We start from the raw sequence: 19,225 nt of genomic DNA on the forward strand, positions 1-19,225 counted from the left end.
GGACCTATTGGGCGGCGGGCTTGGCGCCGAGATAGGCGGCCTCGAGCGCGGCATCGCCGGTCAGCTCCGCCGCGCTGCCGGCCTTCACCACCCGCCCGCTTTCCAGCACATAGGCGCGGTCGGCGACGGTGAGGGCGAGGGCGGCCATCTGGTCGACGAGGAGGATGGTCACGCCCTCCTCGCGCAGCTCGGCGAGCACGTCGAACACCTCATTGATGATGGCCGGGGCAAGGCCCAGCGAAGGCTCGTCCAGCAGGAGGATGTCGGGCTTCGCCATCAGGCCGCGCGCCAAAGCCAGCATCTGCTGCTCGCCGCCCGAGAGGAGACCCGCCCGGCTGGCGATGCGCTCCTTCAGGCGCGGGAAGCGGGCGAGCTGGGCGGCAAGGTCGCGCTCCAGGGTAGCGGCATCGGGCGCATCCCGGCGGGACGTGGCGCCCAGGAGGATGTTGTCGCGCACGCTGAGTTCGGGAAACACCTGCCGACCCTCCGGCACCAAGGCGAGGCCCATGCGGGCAATGCGGTGGGCCGACAGAGACGAGATGCGCACGTCTTTCAGCACGATGTCGCCGGAGACCGGCCGCAGCAGGCCGGTGAGCGCCTTCATGGCGGTGGACTTTCCCGCGCCATTGGCGCCGAGCAGCGCCACCAGTTCGCCCGGCCGCACCTCGATCCCCACGTCTTCCAGCACCGGGGCGGCGCCATAGCCGGCGGTGAGGCGGAGTGCGGTGAGCACGGCGTCGCGTGGCCCGTCCCAGGGCGCCGCGCGGCCCCGGGCGCGGGTCTGCGTGCCGCCCAGATAGGCGGCGATCACCTGCGGGTTCTCGCGGATGGCGGCGGGCGCGCCGGCGGCGATGGGGCGCCCCGCATCCAGCACCACCACATGGTCGGAAATGCCCATGACCATGGCCATGTCATGCTCCACCAGGATGACCGCGATGCCGGCGTCCGCGATGCGCCGCAAAAGCCCGCTCAGGGCATCCTTGTCCGCCCGCATCAGGCCGGCGGCGGGCTCGTCCAGCAGCAGCACGCGGGGACGGGTGGCCAGCGCCCGGGCGATCTCCACCAGGCGACGGTCCACATGGGGCAAATCGTCGGCACGGGCGGCCAGCGCGCCGGCATAGCCCACGAAGGCCAGCAGCGCCTCGGCGGTGGCGGCATCGGCGCCGGCAATGCGGACGTTTTCCAGCACCGAGAGCGTGCCGAACAGCTGGGTGGTCTGGTAGGTGCGGGCGATGCCGGCGCGGGCCACCTGATAGGCTGGCGCGCCCGCGAGGTCCGCCCCCTCGCCCAGGCGGATGGAGCCGGCATCGGGCCGGTAGAAGCCGCCGATCATGTTGAGCACGGTGGTCTTGCCGGCCCCGTTCGGGCCGATGACAGAGGTCACCGCCCTGGGCTGCGCCTCAAGGCTCACCCCCGCCGCCGCCTTCACCCCGCCGAAGGAGATGCCGAGCCCCTCCACCCGGAGCGGGGCACCATTCTCAGGCCTCAGCCAGGACGTGGGCACGGGCAGGCCGTCGCGCGCCGGGCGCGGATCGGGCCGGCGCAGACGGGCGAGGAGGCCCACAATGCCCTCGGGCGCGATCCACAGCACCGCGAGGAGCAGCGCGCCGAACAGCAGCAGGCGATATTCGGCGAGGCCCGAAAGCAGTTCCGGCAGGCCCGCCACCACCAGCGCGCCCAGCACCGGGCCGAGCACGGTTCCCGCCCCGCCCAGCACCACGGCGAACAGGAACAGGATGGACTGGGAGAAGGGAAACGAGCCGGGGCTGATGAACATGAGGAGCGGCGCGAACACCGCCCCCGCCAGCCCCGCCAATGCCGCCGAAAGGGCAAAGGCCAGCGTCTTCAGGCTCACGGGATTGAGGCCCACGGATTGCGCGGCCACCTCGCTGTCGCGCACTGCCCGCATGGCGCGCCCGAGCCGGCTGCCCGCCAAGGCCCAGAAGCCGAGAAGGCATAGAGTGGCGAGGAAAAGTGCCAGCAGCGCCATTTCCCGCTCGGCGAACATGATGGGACCCACCACCGGCGGCAGGATGCCCATGAGGCCGTTGGCGCCGCCGGTGCCGTCCTTCCACTCGATCAGCGCATGCTCGACGATGAAGGCGAAGGCGATGGTGACCATGGCCAGATAGGGCCCGGACACCCGGAGCGCCGGCAGCGCCAGGAGCGCACCCAGCGCCGCCGCCACCAGCACCGCCAGCGGCAGGGCGGCGAAGAAGTCCCAGCCCTTCAGGATCAAGATGCCTTCCACATAGGCGCCGATGGCATAGAAGCCCACATGGCCCAGCGACACCTGCCCTGCGAGGCCCAGGAGGATGTTGAGCCCGACGCCCACGATCACGGTGAGCGCGATGAGCGCGATGACGAACAGCGTGTAGCTCTCCGCCACGAAACAGAAGGCGGCGACGGCGCTGGCGCCGAGGAGGATGGCGAGGGGCAGGAAGAAGCGTCCCATCTCACACCTTCTTCACGGCAGCCCGGCCGAACAGGCCATTGGGCAGGAAGGCGAGGGCGGCGATGACCGCCGAGAAGACCAGGATCTGGGTGTAGGACGAGCCCAGATAGGCGGTGATGAGCGCCTCGGCGAGGCCATAAAGGAAGCCCGCCACCATGATGCCCGTGGCCGAGCCAATGCCGCCCAGGATCGCCACCGCGAACGCCTTGATGCCGAACATCAGCCCCATGTCGGAGGCCACCGACAGGAGCGGCGCGATCAGCATGCCCGCCACCGCCGCCAGCACGGCCGAGGCGGCAAAGGACAGCGCGATGGCGCGCTTCACGTCGATGCCCATGAGGCGGGCGGCGGACGGGTTCTGCACCACCGCCAGGAGGCGCTTGCCCGCCTTGGTGTGGCGCAGCAGCACGTGGAGGCCGGCGGCAATGGCGATGCCCACGACTGGGATGATAAGCTGGAGCGGATAGACGCCGGCGCCGAACAGGCTCACCGGCTTGGTGGCGAGCAGGGAGGGCAGGGAGCGGGGCTCCTTGCCGAAGGTGAACATCACCGCATTGTCGAGGATGATGCCGCCCGCCACCGTGGCCATGAGCCAGGCATTGGAGCCGCGCGCCGCGAAGGGGCGGACGAGAAAGCGCTCCACCACCAGCCCGAACAGCGCCGCCAAGGCCAGCGCGCCGATGATCGCCACGGCCAGCGGCGCGCCCAGCGTCACCCACAGGGTGTAGCAGAGCACGGCCCCGAGCATCACCGAGGAGCCCTGGGAGAAGTTGACGGTGTTCGAGACCGCATAGGTGACGTGGTAGCCGAGCGCGATCAGCCCATACATGGCCCCAAGCGAGAGGCCGGAGACCAAGGCGGAGACGATCAGCATGCGGGGGTCCTCGTTCTTGTCGGTGGCGGGCGGTCTTCGCCCTTGGGGTCGGCTTGTTTCAGACAAGCCGTCTGGCCTCTTGGTGGGCCCGCTTCGATTTCACCCTCTCCCGCTTGCGGGGGAGGGCAGGGAGGGGGCGTTCTCGGTAGACCCGCCGTCCTCCTGGTCCTTGTCCCCTCCCCATCCCTCCCCCGCGAGCGGGAGAGGGGGAAGGGTGTGCGGGGGGCTGCCGTTCATCCCGGTGCCGCGGCCTTGCAGGCGATGCGCCCCACCAGCCCCGTGCGCCCTCTCCAATTTCACCCTCTCCCGCTTGCGGGGGAGGGCAGGGAGGGGGGCGTCGTTCCCGGCAGGCCCGCCGTTCTCCTGGTCTTTGCCCCCTCCCCATCCCTCCCCCGCGAGCGGGAGAGGGGGCAGGGGGTGCGAGGTCCTCAGTTCACGGGCACGATCTCGGCGCCCTTGAAGTGAGTGAACATGTAGTCGTCCTTGGAGAGCGCATCCTGGTTCTCCGGCGAGAAGGGCTTCGAGTAGGTCTTGATGAGACCCTCATAGGTGCCGATCTCGTAGAAGGCCTTGCGCAGCGCCGGGCCGTCGGTGGTGCCGGCCTTGGCGATGGCCAGCGCCAGCAGGTGCATGGCGTCATAGGCATTGGCGATGCCCACCGCCGGGGTCACGTCGGCGAGCGTGGTGATCTGCGGATACTTGGTCTTCAGCGCCGCTAGCACCACCTCGCCCTTCTTGGAGAGGTTGCCCGAGAAGGAATAGGTCTGGACCATCCGCACCTTTTCCGCGCTCGGGCCGCCCAGTTCCGTGAAGCGGCCGCCCGCCGGGCCCCAATGGGAGACCACCGGCACGTCCCAGCCCATGCGATCGAGCGATTTGACCACCTGCGCGGCGGGCTGGACGTTGGCGACGAGGAAGATGGTGTCGGCGCCCGCCTCCTTCAGGCGGGTGAGCTGGGGCACCATGTCCACGTCGTTATTGTCGAACTTTTCGGCGCCGGCGACGGAGAGGTTGTTGGCGGCGGCCGCGGCTTTCAGGCCCTTCTCATTGCCCTCGCCCCAGGGATTGTTGATGAGCATGAGGCCGGGCTTCTTGGTTTTGTAGGTCTTCATGCCGTAATCGATCATGGCCTGGTCGACCAGTTCGTCCACGGCCGAGACGCGGAACACGTAGTTTTCCGCCGCGCCATTGCGGGTGATGGCGGTGCCCGCCGCCCAGACACCGATGAAGGGCACTTTCGCCTGGTTGGCGAAGGGCACGATGGCCAGCGACACCGGCGTGTCGATGCCGCCGAAGAAGGCCGCGACCTTCTCCTTCTGCACCAGCTCGCGGGCGGCCACCACGCCCTTGGCGGGGTTGCTCTCGTCGTCGCGGCGGATCAGCTCGATCTTCTTGCCGAGCACGCCGCCGGCGCCGTTGATCTCGTCGATGGCCACTTCCAGGCCGCGCGTGATGGCCTCGCCGGACTTGGCGGACTGGCCGGAGAGGGCGGCGACGAGGCCCACCTTGATGGTGTCGTCGGCGCGGGCCGCACCGCCCATCACCAAGGCGGCGCCAAGGCCGAGCATGGCGGCGCGGCGGGTGAAGGCGGGAAACTTTCGATGCTGCGAGGACCTGCTCATGGGGATCACTCCTCTCCCGGACGTCGCATCCCCTTCCGCAAGCATCGTGCCAGGGGGCGCCAGCACTGGACTCGCTGGGCCCGTGCCGGAGGGATGGGCGGATGGGGGCAGCTTCGCGCTCCCAATCGCCCAAGGATTGGGCATTTTGTGCACGAAGGATAGTCAAAATCGTATACGATTTTAGCGCGAGGCCCCGTCATGCGGCACGAGGCGCCTAGTGTGGGCCTCCCTCACACTGTCATGGCCGGGCTTGTCCCGGCCATCCACGGGGATTGGTTTGGTCTGACCGAAACAGGTCCTCCCCGGCGGAGAGGCGTGGATGCCCAGGACAAGCCCGGGCATGACGGCGCGAGGAGGTGCACGAAAAGGCGCGTCAATATCGTATACGATTTTCTCTGATCTTGAGCCCGAACCGCTCTCGTGCCATTCAAAGGTGGAATGGAGACCCAGATGAAGCAGCGGGGCGAGCGAGTCGACGCGATCTATGCGGGCCTGCGCCTCGCCATATTGGAGCAGGTGCTCCAGCCGGGCATGAAGCTTCCCGAGGATGCCATTGGCGAGCAGTTCGGCGCCAGCCGCACGGTGGTGCGTCGCGCCCTGGAACTCCTGGCCAGTGAAGAACTGGTGGACATCCGCCCCAATCGCGGCGCCACCGTCGCCAAGCCGTCGCTGGAAGAGGCGCGGGATCTCTTCAGCGTCCGGCAGGATGTGGAGCAATTGGTCATCCGCCGCCTGTGCGGCAACCTCACCCCCGCCCAGGTGAAGCGCCTGGACGCCCAGATCACGGCGGAGGAAAAGGCGCACCGGGAAGGCCGGCCGGAATATATCCGCCATGCCGCCGAGTTCCATCTGGTGCTGGCCGAGATGACCGGCTCGCCTCTGCTCGCCCGCTACATGCGCCAATTGGTTGGCCGCAGTGCGCTGATCCTCGGCCTTTATGGCCGCCCGCGCTGGACCGATTGCTCGGTGCAGGAGCATCGCGATCTGGTCGCCTGCCTCGTCTCCGGCGACCGGGACCGGCTGGAACATCTCATGCACGACCATCTGGAGGCCGTGCTCACCCGCGCCATCGAGACCGCCGGCCGCGACAAGGACCGCATCCTGCGCGACCTCCTCGCGCCTTATGCGGACGCCTCGCGGGGCGCCTAGCGGGCTCTCACACCACCACCCGCAGCGGCGCCGCCGGGCGGGCCAGCAGGCCGGCGAGCAAGGCGAGGCCGTCCTCCAGCGCGCCGCGATCCGGCGCGACGCCAAGCGACAGCCGCACCGCCTCTTCCCCCGGGGTGCCGATGGCAAAGGCGGAGCCGGCGACGATGGACACCCCCGCCCGGTCCGCATGTTCAGCAAAATCCGCGGCCCGCCAATAGGCGGGCAGGCGCAGCCACACATGGTGGCCATGGGGATCGGCGGCGAAGGCGTGGCCCTTCAGCGCCGCCCGCGCAAGCGCCTGGCGGGCCGTGTTTTCCGCCCGGATGACGCGGGTGAGGAGGTCCAGCGTGCCATCCAGAATCCAGCGGCTTGCCACCGCCGTCATGAGCGGGGGCGCCATCAGGCTGGTGGCGCGCAATATGCCCGCGAGCTGCTCCGCCGCGCGCGCCTCGGGCGCCACCACATAGGCGGTGCGCAAGGCCGGCGTGGCGCATTTGGAGAGGGTGGCGATGTGCCAGCTGCGCTCAGGCGCCAGCGCCGCCAGGGCCGGAATATGCGCCGGGCAGAGCGGGGCATAGGGATCGTCCTCGATGACAGCCAGGTCGTGCCGGCGGGCGAGGTCCGCCAGCGCCTGCCGGCGGGCTGCGGGCAAGGTCGCGGTGGTGGGATTGTCGAGGGTGGGGATCACATAGAGCGCGCGGGGCGTGCCCGCCGTGCAGGCCGCTTCCACCGCCTCGGGGCGGATGCCGTCCCCATCCATGGCCAGCGGCAGGAGGCGCAGGCCCCGTTGGGCGGCCACGGCCTTCAGGCCGGGATAGGTGACCTCGCCGGCCAGCAGCACATCGCCGGGCTTCAGCAGGGCGTCACAGACCGCAAACAGCGCGCATTGCGCCCCGCCCGCCACCACCAGGCGCTCCGCCGTCACATCGGGCAGCCGGCCGGAGAGCCAGCGGGCGCCGGCCGCGCGATCGGCGGGCGTGCCCGTACTGTCCTGGTAGTGCAGGATCAGGAGGCCGCGCGGGCCGGCCAGCAGGCTCGCCATGGCCTCGGGAATGCGGCGGGCGAATTGCGCCTCCTCCGGCTGGGGCGGAATGTTCATGCTGAGGTCGATGAGTGGGCGGGGCGCAGGCATTTCGCCCGGCACCGAAAGCGCCTCGCTCACGAAGGTGCCGCGCCCGGCCTGGGCGTCCACCAGACCCCGCCGGCGCGCCTCGTTGAAGGCGCGTGTGACGGTGGTGAGGTCCACGTCGAGGGCCTCGGCGATGGCGCGCTGGGGCGGCAGGCGGTCGCCGCGCGCCACCCGGCCGGAGCGGATGTCCGCCTCCAGCGCATCGACAATGCCGAGATATTTCAGTCGCGCGCCCGCCAGCAGCCTGGGGTGCCACATGCGTCCTCTCCCCCGCCGCGTCTGCCGGCGCCGCGATCCCTACATTTTGCTAACATGCATGGAGGCACTGCGGAAGCTCAGCCTTCCCCCCGCAGCACGCGGCGGCCTTCCTCGGCCTTGTAATAATATTGGCTGGCCACCAGCCATCCCTTCAGCGGTCGCAAGGGTGGGATGCAGGTAAGCAGCATCACCGGCAAGGTGGTGACCAGATGCACCCAATAGGGCGCCGCATAGGCCACCTCGATCCAGATGCCGAACACAACCGAGGGAATGCAGGCAAAGCAGATGACGAAGAAGGCCGGGCCATCGGCGGGGTCGGCGAAGGAATAGTCCAGGCCGCACACGTCGCAGGACTTGCGCAGAGTCAGGAAGCCGTTGAACAGCTTGCCCTCGCCGCAGCGGGGGCAGCGGCCGCGCAGGCCCACCTGCATGGGGGAGAGAGGCGGCCAATGGCGGTGCTGGGACATGCAATCCTCCGTGGGCGCCTGCTCCTTCTCAGGGAGAGGTGGGCCGGTGTCCGGCTGTGCACCTCTGGCGCCGCGTATGTATGCTTTTTAATCCATACATTCGGCCGTTGTAAACAGTGATTGCCATACAATCGGCTGGAGGCAGACCCGCGTTCAGGGCAAGGCGCTGGCCTTGAGCGTCACCATTTGCGCCAGCCTCATGCCATCCGTCACCCTCACCAGCTGGGTGGTGCAGATCCGTCCACCCCGGGGGTCGTCCGCCAGGTGGGTGAGGATCTCAACCGCGTCGCCGGGGTCGATGTTGCCGTGATAGGTGATGATCCGCTGGCGCGTGGTGTTGGTGCATGCCAGGCGCGGGGCGTGGGCGAAGAGGCCCCGCTCCGCCAGCCCCACATAGCTGGAAAAATACAGGAATCCGGCGCCGTTGAAGTCCTCCGCCGGGCACGGGGTGAAGGTGAGGCGCGCCCCCGGCGGCGCATCGCCCGGCGGGAAGGGGGGCGGCCGGGCGCCATCCCAGGCGGGCAGGTCCGCCAGCCCCGGCACTTCCACGCGGCAGATGCGGTGGTTGCTCGCCGCCTCCCGCCGCACAAAGGCGGAGACCAGGGTCGCGCTGCCCGCCGCCACCCCGTTCAGCGCCAAGGCATGGCGGCTGAGCACCTGGGTGCGCGAGAGCCGCCACAAATGGGAGCGCGTCTCCAGGCGTCCGTCCTCCCGCGCGGCATCCAGGTGCAGTCCTTCCAGCGCCACATGCCGGAAGGCGGCATAGACGCGCGCGCCGGTGCGGTCGGTGATGCGGGAGGGGGCGCAGCCCAATTGGCGGGCCAGCATCTGCCAATGCACATCGCCCAGATGCCGCAGCAGCCAGGTCTCCGACAGGCCGCCGGGGACCAGATGGGGCATGCCCAGATGCACCGATCCGGCAAGCCCGGGATCGGTCACGAGGCGGGAGGGCGGAGGCAGGAGGCTCATGTGGCGCGCGCCTTCTATCTCATTGGTTTAACGCATTTCCTTCACGCGAAACGGTTCCCACTTCGCTCGGAAATGCTCTAGCCGGCCCTGGCGAGCGGCGGCGCGGCGCGCGCCTGAAGTGCGCTCACCACATAGGCCGCATCCGCCGCGACCCCCAGGAAGCGGCCGGAGCCCCAGGTCCACAGCCAGGGCAGGCCGAGCACATAGAGCCCATCCACCACGGTCACGCCTCTCTTGTGCACGGGATAGCCGGTGCCGTCGAAGATGGGCAGGCCCACGAACGACCAGTTGGGGCGAAAGCCCGTGGCCCAGATCACCGAGGTGATGCCCGCTTCCGCAAGGTCCAGCTGGGTGGTCTCGCCCTCCGGCTCCCAGACGGGCGTGTAGACGGAGGGCGGCGGGGCAGCGATGCCGGCTGAAGCGATGTGCCGGTCGATGAGGGCATTGATGCCGTTATAGACCTTGTCGGCGGCGTCCAGATTGTCCTTCAGATTGGGCGCGAACTGCATCCGTCCGCCGGCAATGCCCGTGAGCCGGCCGTAGAGCGCCATGCCCTCAAGCGCAAAGGCGCGGAGGTCGATGTCGCGCCCGCCCTCGCGGCCGGTGAGATAATGGTTGGTGTCGTGCTTCTTGCGGCCCATGCCGTCATCGGCCACCGTGATCTCGTAATGGCCGATGTCCCACAGCCAGTCCACCACGTCGCGTCCGCGATAGAAGCGGGCGCAGCGGGGGGCATTGCCGGTGGCGAGATGCACCTTGCGGCCGGCCAGATGCAGGTCTTCCGCGATCTGCGCGCCCGATTGGCCCGAGCCCACCACCATCACCGCGCCCTCCGGCAGCGTGCCGGCATTGCGGTAGGAGGCGGTGTGGAGCTGGACGATGCCGTCGGGCAGGCGCTCGCCGAGGCGGGGAATGTCCGGCTCGCCATAAAGGCTCACCGCCAGGATCACCGCATCGGCGCTGACGGGGCCGGCGGCGGTTTCCAGATAGAAGATGCCGTCCGCCTTCTCCAGCGCGGTCACCGGCGTGTGCTCCAGCACCGGCGCCTTCACCTTGGCGGCGAAGCGGTCGAGATAGGCGAGGATCTCGTCCTTCACCATGAAGCCGTTGGGGTCGTCGCCATCATAGGGATGGTCGGGCAGGCGGCACTGCCAGTTGGGGGTGACGAGGCAGAAGGCATCCCAGCGCTCATCCCGCCATTTGTGCATGATGGTCTTCTTCTCGAACACCACATGCTCAATGCCGGCGCGGGTGAGGTGAAGGCTGGCGGAGAGCCCCGCCTGGCCGCCGCCAATGACGATGGCGGGATAGTGCGACTTCAGCTTGGTCATGACGGCATGTCCTGATGGGAATAGAGGAAAGCGAGGCAGGTGACCTGCGCCGTGGGATCGTCGGCGAAGCGTCGGGAGGTGGCTTCCAGGCGCGCCAATTGGCCGAGCGCCAGGGAACAGGGATGGCCATATTTGGCGGCGACGCGCTCCGAGGCGATGGTGAGCGCCGTGCGCGCCCGCGCCATGAAATCGGGCAGGGCATAGGCGGTGCCTTCGCTCAGATGCTCGCGCACCACGAGGGAGGGCGAATAGCAGCTCTCCTCCCGTCCGTCGGGCCAGGCAATGTGGAAGCGCATTTCAGGCATGGAGGGGCTCCCGGGCCTTGGCCTTCGCGGCGAGACGGCCATAGAGGGGCAGGTGGGCGCGGGCGACGTTCGTCCAGTGGTGCCGCGCGGCGATGCCGGGCCCGAGCGCGGCAAGGCGCGCGCGCTCCGCTGGCTGAAGCGAGAGCGCCATGGCGTCGGCGATGGCGGCTGGGCGGGCGGGGTCGCACCACAAAGCGTCCCGTTCGCCCAGATATTCGGTGAAGGGCGCCATGGCGGAGACGATCACCGGCACGCCGCTCGCCAGCGCCTCCAGCACGGCGAGGCCGAAGCCCTCCTTCACCGAGGCAAAGAGCAAGGCATGGGCGAGGCGGTAGAGGGCGGGCATGTCCGCATCCGCCAAAGGCCCGGTCACGAGCACGCCGCCGGTGCCGGCGCGGTCGAGCAGGCGACGGAATTCACCCTGGTAGGCGCCATGGTCCAGCAGCGAGGCGCCGCCGGCGATCACCAGTTGCGCGTCCCGCCGCATCTGGCGCACCTGGAGGAAGGCCTCCAGCATGCGCACCGTATTCTTGCGCGCCTCGATGCCGCCGACGCTCAGGAAGATGGGGCCGGCGCCGAGCCCCAGCCGCGCGCGCAGCGCCTCTTCGCGCCCGTCCGGGCGAGGCGAGAAGCGCGTGCCATCCACCCCATTGCCGGAGAGATGGGCGTCGATGCCGAGGCCGTCGGCCAGCTGGTTCTGCCAGGTTCGGCTCACCGCCAGCCAGCCGTCCGCCGTGCGGATGGAGCGGGCTTGGAGATCCAAAAGGCGGGCATCGGCAAAGGCATCCATATGATGCACCGTGCGCACGAAGGCGGGGACGCGGCCGCGCGCCTTCAGGGTGGCCAGCGCATTGCCGGAAATGCCGTCATGGGCATGGAAGAGGTCGAAGCCGTCGGTGCCCGCTGCCTCGAAATGGCTGACATAATCGGCGATGCGCTGCTCCACCATGGCCGTCATGCCAGGCGCTGCGGGTGCCACCTTGAAGGCGACGGCGGGGCATTTCGGCGCGCGGAAGAAGCCGGTGCCATGAGCGTCGGGCGCGAACAGGACGGGGGCATGGCCGAGCCCCTCCAGCGCCTCGGCGAGCGCCATGGCATGGACCACCCCGCCGCGCGGATTGGTGGAATGGGTGAGGATGGCGATGCGCAGCGGCTGGGTCATCAGGCAGCCTCCCCGGCAGGCGAAAAGCCCATGAGGCGGGAGGCGGCGAGGTCGCGCACCACGGCCCGGTGCGGCCCATGCCGCACCGCCACGGCCGCGCCCGACGTCACCGTTCCGATGGCGGCGGCGGTGAGGGCGCGGGCATCGAACAGGGCGAGAAGCTCCGGCACATAAGCGGGCGGGGCGGACAGGAGAAAGCCGAAGCTCGGAAAGGAGGCGAGCCAGCGTTGGAGAGGCACGCCCGCGGGAACGGGGAGGGCGGCCAGATCGATTTCAAGGCCCACGCGCGAGCATTCCGCCAGCATGATGGCGGTGCCGACGATCCCCGCCTGGCTGATGTCTTTCGCCGCATGCGCAAGGCCGCGCCGGGCGATCTCGGGCAGCAAGGCAAGGTCTCCCCGCAGGCGCTCCGGCGGCGCGGACAGGGCCGCCTGCCAATTGTCGAAGGGTTCGCGATAGGCGCCGCGATGGTCGATGGCGGCCACCAGCACGTCGCCGGGGCGGGCATCAAAGCTGGTGAGAAGGCCATGGTCCGCCCGCCCCAGCACCGCCACCGCCAGATGCTCGCCGCCGGCCTTCAAATTGGAATGCCCGCCCACAATGGGCACGCCATAGGCGTCCGCGGCCGCCTTCATGCCGTCCAGGATCGCCGCGCCATGGTCGGCGTCCCGCGCCCACAGGGCATCCACCACGGCGAGCGGGCGTCCGCCCATGGCGGCGATGTCGGAGAGGTTCACCATCACCCCGCACCAGCCGGCGAACCAGGGATCGCGGGCGACAAAGGCTTCCAGGAATCCCTCGATGGCGAAGAGCAGATGACCGTCCCCATCCGGCAAGGCCGCGCAATCATCGCCCACCGGCACGGCGCTGGCGTGAAGGCCGAGGCGGGCGGCGACTGTGCCGATGTCGGCCTTGGCGGCAAGGCCCCGGCTGTGGCGCAGGCTCGCCACCAGAGCATCGAAGGCGGGCGCGTCCATGTCAGGCGGCCTTTCGCGGCAGAGCGGTGAAGCCGATCTCGGGCGAATGGCAGGGCGGGTAATGGGCAAGGTCCGCCTGCATGCGGAAATGCCGCTTGCCGTGCAGCTCCACCTCCTCCAGCACGCGCCAGTGCAGGCGCCGGAACAGCAGCGCGTTCTGCTCCTGCACATGGGCGAGGAAAGTGTGGCAGCCCATGGCATGGGCCGAGGACACCGCGAGGCGGATCAAGGTGGCGCCCAGCGCGCCGATGCGGCGATAGTCGGCGTCCACCGCGAGGCGCGAGCCCCACCAAATGCCGGGCGTCTCCTCATGGATGCGCACGGTGCCCACCACCTGGTCGGCCGCCACCCCCAGCATGGCCAGCGCCACGATGGGAATGGCATAGGCGTCGATTGCGTCCTGGTCAGAGCCGGAAAAGAGCTTCTGCTCGGTGCAGAAGACCTGTTCGCGCAGGGCCTTGGCCCCCTCCCGCTCCCAGCGGGAGGCGGCGAACTTGATGCGATATTCGGCGGCGAGGAAGGGAAGCGTGGGGATCATCATGGCGCCAGCACCCGCTCATAAGAGGCAAGTGCCGAGCACGCCCCGCACTTGCCGCAGCCGGCCTTGATGTCCACGGCCTTCAGCCCGCTCTCCACCAGCAGGCGCGAGAGGGGGGCGAGGATGGATTGCATGAAGGCGGGGCTCGGGGTGGGATGGCTCTCCAGCGGCGTGCCGGAAATGGGCACGAAGGGCACCACGAAGGGATAGACGCCCAGCGCCACCAGCCGCGCGCAGATGGCCAGGATCTCTTCCGCGCTGTCGCCGAGGCCGGCGAGGATATAGGTGGAAACCTGCCCCCGCCCGAACACCGGCACCGCCTGCGCGAAGGCGGCCATATAGGCCTCCACCCCGATCTGCGCCTTGCCGGGCATGATGGCGGCGCGCACGTTCTGCGTGACCGCTTCCAGGTGCATGCCGAGCGCGTCGACGCCCGCCTCCTTCATGCGGCCGAACCAGGCGGCATCGCCCGGCGGCTCGCATTGGGCCTGGATGGGCAGGTCCACCGCCGCCTTCACCGCGCGGGCGCTGTCCGCCAGCACGGCCGCGCCCCGGTCCTCGCCCTTGGGCGTGCCGGTGGTCATGACCATGTGGGTGACGCCATCCAGCGCCACCGCCGCCTTAGCCACTTCCGCGAGCTGGGCGGGGGTCTTGTGCGCGACGGTGCGCCCCGCCGCCAGGGATTGACCGATGGCGCAGAACTGGCAGGTCTTGGTGCGGCTCTGATAACGGATGCAGGTCTGGAGCACCGTGGTGGCGAGCACGTCGCGCCCGTGCAGGGTGGCGATGTGGGAATAGGGAATGCCATCCGCCGTCTTCAGGTCATAGAAGCGCGGACGCACGGGGAAGGAGACCTCCCCCACGGCGCGGCCCTCCCGGCTGATGCGGCTCCGGCCGAAGGCGTCGGGCTTCTCAACCAGATAGGGGCTGGTGAAGGCGGGTGCGGTGTGCACCGGCACCATCACCGTCATGCCGTCTATGGTCAGCGCCTTGTGGTCGGAGGGGCCGGCCCCGCCGCGCCGGCTTTCGGCGCCGGCCTTGGGGTCAACCAGCCGCGCGCCGAAGGATTGCAGCTCGCTGATCAGGATCTCGGTCGGCAGCGGGGTCGAGGTCTCCATCGGAGAGGCTCCTTGCTTGCGGCTCAGCCTGGAAATCGGAGGGGGTGTGCAGCGGCCGCGCGGGCCGGGGATCGAGCACCAGATGGAGCAGTTCCGGCCGGGCATAGTGGCCCACCGAATCCATCATGCGCTTGCGCTTGACGATGAGGCCGAGGTCGAGATCGGCCACCAGCAGGCCTTCCCCGCTGGTGAGCGGGGGCGTCAGGTGCTTGCCTTCGGGCGAGATGATGGCGGTCATGCAGCCGCCCCGCAGGGCGTTCTGGAGGCCCGCCTCGGGGGTGATGGAGGCGATCTGCTCCTCGGTCAGCCAGCCGGTGGCATTGACCACGAAGCAGCCGCTCTCCAGCGCATGGTGGCGGATGGTCACTTCGATCTGCTCGGCGAAGATGGGGCCGACCAGGGAGCCGGGAAACTGGGCGACGTGGATCTCCTCGTGCTGCGCCATCAGGGCGTAGCGGGCGAGGGGATTGTAATGCTCCCAGCAGGCCAGCGCGCCGATGCGCCCCGCCGCCGTCTCCACCACTTTCAGGCCGGCGCCATCGCCCTGACCCCAGATCATGCGTTCATGAAAGGTGGGGGTGATCTTGCGGCGCTTGAGGCACAAGGTGCCGTCGGCATCGAAGACGAGCTGGGTGTTGTAGAGCGAGCCATGGTCGCGCTCGTTCACGCCGAGCACCACCACCATGCCGGCGCGGCGGGCGGCAGTGGCCACCGCTTCCGTCTCCGGGCCGGGCACGGTGACGGCCTGGTCGTAGAGCCGCACATGCTCGCGGCCGGTGAGCACCGGGGGCAGCACGAAGGAAAAATAGGGGTACCAGGGCACGAAGGTCTCGGGGAAGACCAGAAGCTCCACGCCCTTGCCCGCCGCCTCGGCGATGGCGTTCAGCACCTTGTCCATGGTGCCCGCGCGCGAGGTCAGATCGGGGGCGATCTGGACGGCTGCGGCGCGCACGGTCGCGGTGTCTTTCATGGTGCGGTCCTCGGTGGAAAGGGGGCGGCGGGAGAGCCCGCGCGCCCGGTTTTTCGTTGGTGCCGCGAGGCGGGGATCACAGGGTCCACGTGTCGAGGATGAAGGCGCCGTCGCGGCGGTGCAGGAGCACGAGGTCCAGCACGTCCAGCGGGTTGATGGGGGTGATGCCCTCGATCAAGGACGGCTCACCATGGCCATAGAGCGCCTGGAGCGCGAAGCGGCAGGCATAGACCTTGCCGCCCTCGGACATGAACTTCTTGATCTGGTTGTTGAAATTCTGGTGGCCCGGGAAGGCCTCGTCGCCGAGCTTGGGAAAGCCGCGCTGCACGCCCAGGGTGACGCCGGGGCCGTAGAGCAGGATGGAGGTCTCGAACCCCTTGCGCAGCAGGCGGGTGGCCTGGAGCAGGTTGACGAGGCCGATGGAGCCCTCGAAGGCCACGGTGTGGAAGGTCACCAGCGCCTTCTCGCCGGGCGCGGCCTTCACGTCCTCGAACAGCTTCTGCTCGTAATCGACAAAGAAGTCGCCGGTCTTGTGGGGCGGGTGGGTCACGGCGGGCATGCTTCTCTCCTGATCGCTGGATCGCCCCGGTGGGGACGGGATCAGGTGAGCAAGGGGCGTGCCAACAATGTGGCGATCAAAAATCCGATCATTTCGGACGCTTTGCAGGGAAATATCCGATCAAGTCGCCCCTGAATGCCATCAATGAGCCGATTGTCGCATTCGGCCTGCCTCGCGAAAGGCGGCATTCTGGCTAAGTCCGACGCAGGTCGCCCCGCAACAATGTGCGGTCAATAAAATCCTCGCCATCCCCTGGGGATTGCGCCATACAATATAGAAACAAGATCCAGTCAATCGGCAAAATGAGGGGTTCAATGAAGGATTGGATGCCCCGCATGGAGGACGGGCAGGGGCCCCGTTACCTCGCCATCGCCGATGCCATCGCCGCCGACATCGCCGCCGGCGTGCTGGTGCCGGGCGACCAGCTTCCGCCCCAGCGGCGCCTTGCCTCGGCGCTCGGCCTCGACTTCACCACGGTGGCGCGGGGCTATGTGGAGGCGGCGCGGCGGGGGCTCATCGAATCCACGGTGGGGCGCGGCAGCTTCGTACGCGCCTCCGCCCGCAAGGCGCCCCAGCCGGAGCGGCTGCGGGCGGCCGACTTCACCATGAACATGCCGCCCGAGCCGGACGATCCCGATCTCATTGCCCGCATGCAGGAAGGCTATGCGGCGGTGGCGCGGGACCTGCTGCCCTTGCTGCGCTACCAGGGCTTCGGCGGCTCGCCGCTGGACAAGGACGCGGCTTCCGCCTGGCTTGGCCGACGGGCGCTGGTGCCGGCGCAGGAGCGCATCTTCATCACGCCCGGTGCCCATCCTGCCCTTGTGGGCATCTTCTCGCTGCTGGCGAGCGCCGGGGACGTGGTGCTGTCGGAAGCCATCACCTATCCCGGCGCCCGCGCCATCACCGCCCAGCTTGGCCTCACCCTCGCAGGCGTGGAAATGGACCAGGACGGCATTCTCCCCGAGGCGCTGGAAGCCGCCATTCGTCGCCACGCCCCGAAGGCGCTCTACATCAATCCCACCCTCCAGAACCCGCTCACCATCACCACCTCCGAGCAGCGCCGCGCCGCCATCTGTGCCATTGCCCGGCGCCATGGCGTGCCGGTGGTGGAGGACGATGCCTATGGCTTCATCGCCTCCCACGGCCCGCCGCCGCTGGCCGCCATCGCCCCCGACATCTGCTGGCACATTGCCGGGCTCGCCAAATGCATCGGCGCGGGTCTGCGCCTCGCCTATGTGGTGGCGCCCGACGCCAAGGCCGGCTGGTCCTTTACCGGGGCCATGCGGGCGGTTTCGGTGATGGCATCGCCGGTGATGGCGGCGGTGGCGACCCGCTGGATCGACGATGGCACCGCCGACACCATCCTGCGCTTTATCCGCGCCGAAACCGCCGCCCGCCAGAAGATCGCCGCCCGCCATTTCGAGCCGGGCACCTATCTGTCCGACCCCATGAGCTTCAACATCTGGCTGCCGCTGAAGAATGGCTGGACGCGCTCGGCCTTCGCCAGCCACATCCGCGGCACCGGCCTCGGCGTGGTGGCGAGCGATGCCTTCACCGTGCTCGGCCCGCCCCCCGAGGCGGTGCGGGTGGGGCTCGGCGGGCCGGTGAGCCGGGAGCGCCTGGAGCGGGGCCTGGAATTCATGGCCCATGTGCTGGAGGCGCCGCCGGAGGTGGCGGCGGGCTATTATTGAGCGGGGGGAGGGGTTTCCGACTGGAGGCGAAAGGTGGCGGTGGCGCTGGCCACCAGCCTTTCATCGGCGAAGAGATCCACCGCGCCGAAGCTCAAGGTGCGCACCTGCCGGATGACGCGGGGCCTGGCGATGAGCAGTTCGCCCAGCTCCACCTTGTCCAGGAACTGCATGGTCAGCGTGATCGTCACCTGCCGGCGATTGCCACTGCGCGCGCGGGACGCCATGCCCATGGCCCGGTCTGCCAGCGTGCAGATGAGCCCGCCCTGCACCACGCCCGAGCGGTTGCGGTGCTTGGCGCCGGTGAGGATGGCATAGGCCGTGCCTTCCTCGGTCTCCTTGTGCCAGAGCGGCCCCACCAGGGCCAGGAACCCGTCGTCGGGCATTTCGCTCCAGCCCTGTTTGCGCATGTCGCTCGGCCGCATGATCCGCCTTCCGCCTGTTGAGGGAGGCCTGCTTAGCCGATGCAGCGCGCGCCGTCGCCCCGTGCCGGGGCTTTTCAGCGAGAGGCAAGCGACATCAGCCGCGTGGTCATCGCCACCAGCTCCGACTGGCGCCGGACCCCCAGCTTCTGAAAGATGGACCGCAAATGGGAGCGGGCCGTCTCATAGGCGATGGCATTGAGATCGGCCGCCGCGCGCAGCGATGCCCCAGCTCCCAGCGCTTCCGCCAGCCGCGCTTCGGCGGGGGTGAGGCCCATGTCCCGCAAATGCTGGCCCACATTCCGCGCCCCCGCCTCCAGGCTGCGGATGAGCACCATGGCGCCGCCATCGCCGAAGGCCATCACTTCCAGGGCATCGAGCTTCGGACGGATGGGGGCCACCTCCACATAATAGGGCTCCCGGCCACTGGGGCGCTGGACCAGGACGCCGCTCACCGGCGGCACGGGACTGGCGGGCAGGGCCGCGCGGATGGCCGCCTGGAGGCGCGCATCGGTGTCCGGCAATGCGGCGTGGATGCGGCCGTGGGCATAGGTCAGCCCATCACCGATGGCCTCCCGGGCGACGCCGTTCATGGTGCGCACACCGCCGTGCATGTCCAGAAGCACCACGCCCCAGGCCAGTTGCGCGATGGCGCCGGACAGGTCGTCGGCGAGGCGGCGTGCCTCCACCATGGAGGTGGCCAAGGTGAGGGAGCGCTGGATGTGCGGGGCGAGCCGCGTCAGCGCCTCCACGTCTGCGTTCTGGTAGAGCTCCCGCCCGAGCCCCCGTTGCGCCGCCACCGACACCAACCGCCCGGAGCCGACCGGCAGCAGGGCCGCCATGGACTGCTGGATGCCATGGGATCTGAGGAAGTCCTGGTAGAAGGGGTCGCGCCGGATCTCCTCCTCCCGCATGACGATCCGGTCGGTGGCGACTGTGCCCGGCCGAATGCGCAGGGAGAGAATGCGGCCGGACGGCGTGTCGTAGCGCCACCATCCGGCCTGGTATTGGGCATTGGCCTCGGTGAGGCTCTGCGAGACCAGCGCCCGCATGACGCCTTCGGTCCCGAGCGGAACGATGCTCACGCCGACGGCTCCAAGCGCGTGTGAGACGGCGCCCAGCGCCTCATCCCAGCGATGGGGCTCCAGAGCGGCAGCGTAGAGCTTGTCGATGGCGTCCAGGAGATCGGAACCCGACATGAGGCCTCCACAGGCAACGGCCGGCTTGATCGC

The 19,225-nt window shown here is 69.3% G+C and carries 18 protein-coding genes; 2 read left to right on the forward strand and 16 right to left on the reverse strand.

Features of this window, described 5'->3' with window-relative positions:
* Window positions 1-4: 4 nt before the first annotated feature.
* The 3 genes from ACT54L_RS13030 to ACT54L_RS13040 form a co-directional block, all read right to left on the reverse strand.
* Window positions 5-2,455, reverse strand: coding sequence for a branched-chain amino acid ABC transporter ATP-binding protein/permease (locus ACT54L_RS13030; protein WP_476086011.1), 2,451 nt, complete (start codon window positions 2,453-2,455; stop codon window positions 5-7).
* A gap of 1 nt (window position 2,456) precedes the next feature.
* Window positions 2,457-3,326, reverse strand: coding sequence for a branched-chain amino acid ABC transporter permease (locus ACT54L_RS13035; protein ID WP_476086345.1), 870 nt, complete (start codon window positions 3,324-3,326; stop codon window positions 2,457-2,459).
* Between the two features lie 431 nt (window positions 3,327-3,757).
* Window positions 3,758-4,951: an ABC transporter substrate-binding protein gene (locus tag ACT54L_RS13040; RefSeq protein ID WP_476086012.1), complete on the reverse strand. Its 1,194-nt coding sequence runs from the start codon at window positions 4,949-4,951 to the stop codon at window positions 3,758-3,760.
* Between the two features lie 450 nt (window positions 4,952-5,401).
* On the opposite strand from ACT54L_RS13040, the gene ACT54L_RS13045 reads away from it, so the two are divergent.
* Window positions 5,402-6,100, forward strand: coding sequence for a GntR family transcriptional regulator (locus ACT54L_RS13045; protein ID WP_476086013.1), 699 nt, complete (start codon window positions 5,402-5,404; stop codon window positions 6,098-6,100).
* A 7-nt stretch (window positions 6,101-6,107) separates the two neighbouring features.
* Here ACT54L_RS13045 and ACT54L_RS13050 read toward each other — a convergent pair whose 3' ends face one another.
* The 11 genes from ACT54L_RS13050 to ACT54L_RS13100 form a co-directional block, all read right to left on the reverse strand.
* A complete protein-coding gene (locus ACT54L_RS13050) occupies window positions 6,108-7,487 on the reverse strand; it encodes an aminotransferase-like domain-containing protein (protein WP_476086014.1) in 1,380 nt (459 codons plus the stop codon).
* Between the two features lie 77 nt (window positions 7,488-7,564).
* Window positions 7,565-7,954 (reverse strand): DUF983 domain-containing protein, encoded by a 390-nt coding sequence (locus ACT54L_RS13055; RefSeq protein ID WP_476086015.1) that lies wholly within the window; start codon window positions 7,952-7,954, stop codon window positions 7,565-7,567.
* Window positions 7,955-8,107: 153 nt separating this feature from the next.
* Window positions 8,108-8,923, reverse strand: coding sequence for a Pnap_2097 family protein (locus tag ACT54L_RS13060; RefSeq protein ID WP_476086016.1), 816 nt, complete (start codon window positions 8,921-8,923; stop codon window positions 8,108-8,110).
* A 77-nt stretch (window positions 8,924-9,000) separates the two neighbouring features.
* On the reverse strand, window positions 9,001-10,254 hold the full coding sequence (locus tag ACT54L_RS13065; RefSeq protein ID WP_476086017.1) for an MSMEG_0569 family flavin-dependent oxidoreductase: 1,254 nt from the start codon (window positions 10,252-10,254) through the stop codon (window positions 9,001-9,003).
* Window positions 10,251-10,559 (reverse strand): MSMEG_0570 family nitrogen starvation response protein, encoded by a 309-nt coding sequence (locus ACT54L_RS13070; RefSeq protein WP_476086018.1) that lies wholly within the window; start codon window positions 10,557-10,559, stop codon window positions 10,251-10,253. The genes ACT54L_RS13065 and ACT54L_RS13070 overlap by 4 nt, the downstream gene beginning before the upstream one ends.
* On the reverse strand, window positions 10,552-11,721 hold the full coding sequence (locus tag ACT54L_RS13075) for an MSMEG_0565 family glycosyltransferase (protein WP_476086019.1): 1,170 nt from the start codon (window positions 11,719-11,721) through the stop codon (window positions 10,552-10,554). The genes ACT54L_RS13070 and ACT54L_RS13075 overlap by 8 nt, the downstream gene beginning before the upstream one ends.
* Complete coding sequence (locus tag ACT54L_RS13080; RefSeq protein WP_476086020.1) at window positions 11,721-12,698, reverse strand: sll0787 family AIR synthase-like protein; 978 nt, start codon at window positions 12,696-12,698, stop codon at window positions 11,721-11,723. The genes ACT54L_RS13075 and ACT54L_RS13080 overlap by 1 nt, the downstream gene beginning before the upstream one ends.
* A 1-nt stretch (window position 12,699) precedes the next feature.
* Entirely contained in the window at window positions 12,700-13,239 is a 540-nt protein-coding gene (locus ACT54L_RS13085) for an MSMEG_0567/Sll0786 family nitrogen starvation N-acetyltransferase (protein WP_476086021.1), read from the reverse strand.
* Window positions 13,236-14,354 carry an MSMEG_0568 family radical SAM protein gene (locus tag ACT54L_RS13090; protein WP_476086022.1) on the reverse strand — a complete coding sequence of 373 codons (1,119 nt, stop codon included), beginning with the start codon at window positions 14,352-14,354 and terminating at the stop codon, window positions 13,236-13,238. The genes ACT54L_RS13085 and ACT54L_RS13090 overlap by 4 nt, the downstream gene beginning before the upstream one ends.
* Window positions 14,281-15,324: a Nit6803 family nitrilase gene (locus tag ACT54L_RS13095; protein ID WP_476086023.1), complete on the reverse strand. Its 1,044-nt coding sequence runs from the start codon at window positions 15,322-15,324 to the stop codon at window positions 14,281-14,283. Before ACT54L_RS13095 ends, ACT54L_RS13090 begins: the two co-directional genes overlap by 74 nt.
* Window positions 15,325-15,400: 76 nt before the next feature.
* Window positions 15,401-15,883, reverse strand: coding sequence for an MSMEG_0572/Sll0783 family nitrogen starvation response protein (locus ACT54L_RS13100; RefSeq protein WP_476086024.1), 483 nt, complete (start codon window positions 15,881-15,883; stop codon window positions 15,401-15,403).
* Between the two features lie 314 nt (window positions 15,884-16,197).
* Here ACT54L_RS13100 and ACT54L_RS13105 point away from each other — a divergent pair, with 314 nt between their 5' ends.
* Window positions 16,198-17,574, forward strand: a complete 1,377-nt coding sequence (locus ACT54L_RS13105) for an aminotransferase-like domain-containing protein (protein WP_476086025.1) — start codon at window positions 16,198-16,200, stop codon at window positions 17,572-17,574.
* Here ACT54L_RS13105 and ACT54L_RS13110 read toward each other — a convergent pair.
* The gene (locus ACT54L_RS13110) at window positions 17,568-17,996 is read right to left on the reverse strand and encodes a PaaI family thioesterase (RefSeq protein ID WP_476086026.1); all 429 of its coding nucleotides are present in this window, start codon (window positions 17,994-17,996) and stop codon (window positions 17,568-17,570) included. The genes ACT54L_RS13105 and ACT54L_RS13110 overlap by 7 nt on opposite strands.
* Before the next feature lie 74 nt (window positions 17,997-18,070).
* Window positions 18,071-19,192: a helix-turn-helix transcriptional regulator gene (locus ACT54L_RS13115; protein WP_476086027.1), complete on the reverse strand. Its 1,122-nt coding sequence runs from the start codon at window positions 19,190-19,192 to the stop codon at window positions 18,071-18,073.
* Between the last annotated feature and the right edge of the window lie 33 nt (window positions 19,193-19,225).

Source organism: Aquabacter sp. DMC10 (genome assembly GCF_056314145.1).

Bases quoted from the DNA above. Each gene is read 5' to 3' on its own strand.
- ACT54L_RS13030 (WP_476086011.1), bottom strand. From the start codon at position 2,455: ATGGGACGCTTCTTCCTGCCCCTCGCCATCCTCCTCGGCGCCAGCGCC.
- ACT54L_RS13040 (WP_476086012.1), bottom strand. From the start codon at position 4,951: ATGAGCAGGTCCTCGCAGCATCGAAAGTTTCCCGCCTTCACCCGCCGC.
- ACT54L_RS13045 (WP_476086013.1), top strand. From the start codon at position 5,402: ATGAAGCAGCGGGGCGAGCGAGTCGACGCGATCTATGCGGGCCTGCGC.
- ACT54L_RS13050 (WP_476086014.1), bottom strand. From the start codon at position 7,487: ATGTGGCACCCCAGGCTGCTGGCGGGCGCGCGACTGAAATATCTCGGC.
- ACT54L_RS13055 (WP_476086015.1), bottom strand. From the start codon at position 7,954: ATGTCCCAGCACCGCCATTGGCCGCCTCTCTCCCCCATGCAGGTGGGC.
- ACT54L_RS13060 (WP_476086016.1), bottom strand. From the start codon at position 8,923: ATGAGCCTCCTGCCTCCGCCCTCCCGCCTCGTGACCGATCCCGGGCTT.
- ACT54L_RS13065 (WP_476086017.1), bottom strand. From the start codon at position 10,254: ATGACCAAGCTGAAGTCGCACTATCCCGCCATCGTCATTGGCGGCGGC.
- ACT54L_RS13070 (WP_476086018.1), bottom strand. From the start codon at position 10,559: ATGCCTGAAATGCGCTTCCACATTGCCTGGCCCGACGGACGGGAGGAG.
- ACT54L_RS13075 (WP_476086019.1), bottom strand. From the start codon at position 11,721: ATGACCCAGCCGCTGCGCATCGCCATCCTCACCCATTCCACCAATCCG.
- ACT54L_RS13080 (WP_476086020.1), bottom strand. From the start codon at position 12,698: ATGGACGCGCCCGCCTTCGATGCTCTGGTGGCGAGCCTGCGCCACAGC.
- ACT54L_RS13085 (WP_476086021.1), bottom strand. From the start codon at position 13,239: ATGATGATCCCCACGCTTCCCTTCCTCGCCGCCGAATATCGCATCAAG.
- ACT54L_RS13090 (WP_476086022.1), bottom strand. From the start codon at position 14,354: ATGGAGACCTCGACCCCGCTGCCGACCGAGATCCTGATCAGCGAGCTG.
- ACT54L_RS13095 (WP_476086023.1), bottom strand. From the start codon at position 15,324: ATGAAAGACACCGCGACCGTGCGCGCCGCAGCCGTCCAGATCGCCCCC.
- ACT54L_RS13100 (WP_476086024.1), bottom strand. From the start codon at position 15,883: ATGCCCGCCGTGACCCACCCGCCCCACAAGACCGGCGACTTCTTTGTC.
- ACT54L_RS13105 (WP_476086025.1), top strand. From the start codon at position 16,198: ATGAAGGATTGGATGCCCCGCATGGAGGACGGGCAGGGGCCCCGTTAC.
- ACT54L_RS13110 (WP_476086026.1), bottom strand. From the start codon at position 17,996: ATGCGGCCGAGCGACATGCGCAAACAGGGCTGGAGCGAAATGCCCGAC.
- ACT54L_RS13115 (WP_476086027.1), bottom strand. From the start codon at position 19,192: ATGTCGGGTTCCGATCTCCTGGACGCCATCGACAAGCTCTACGCTGCC.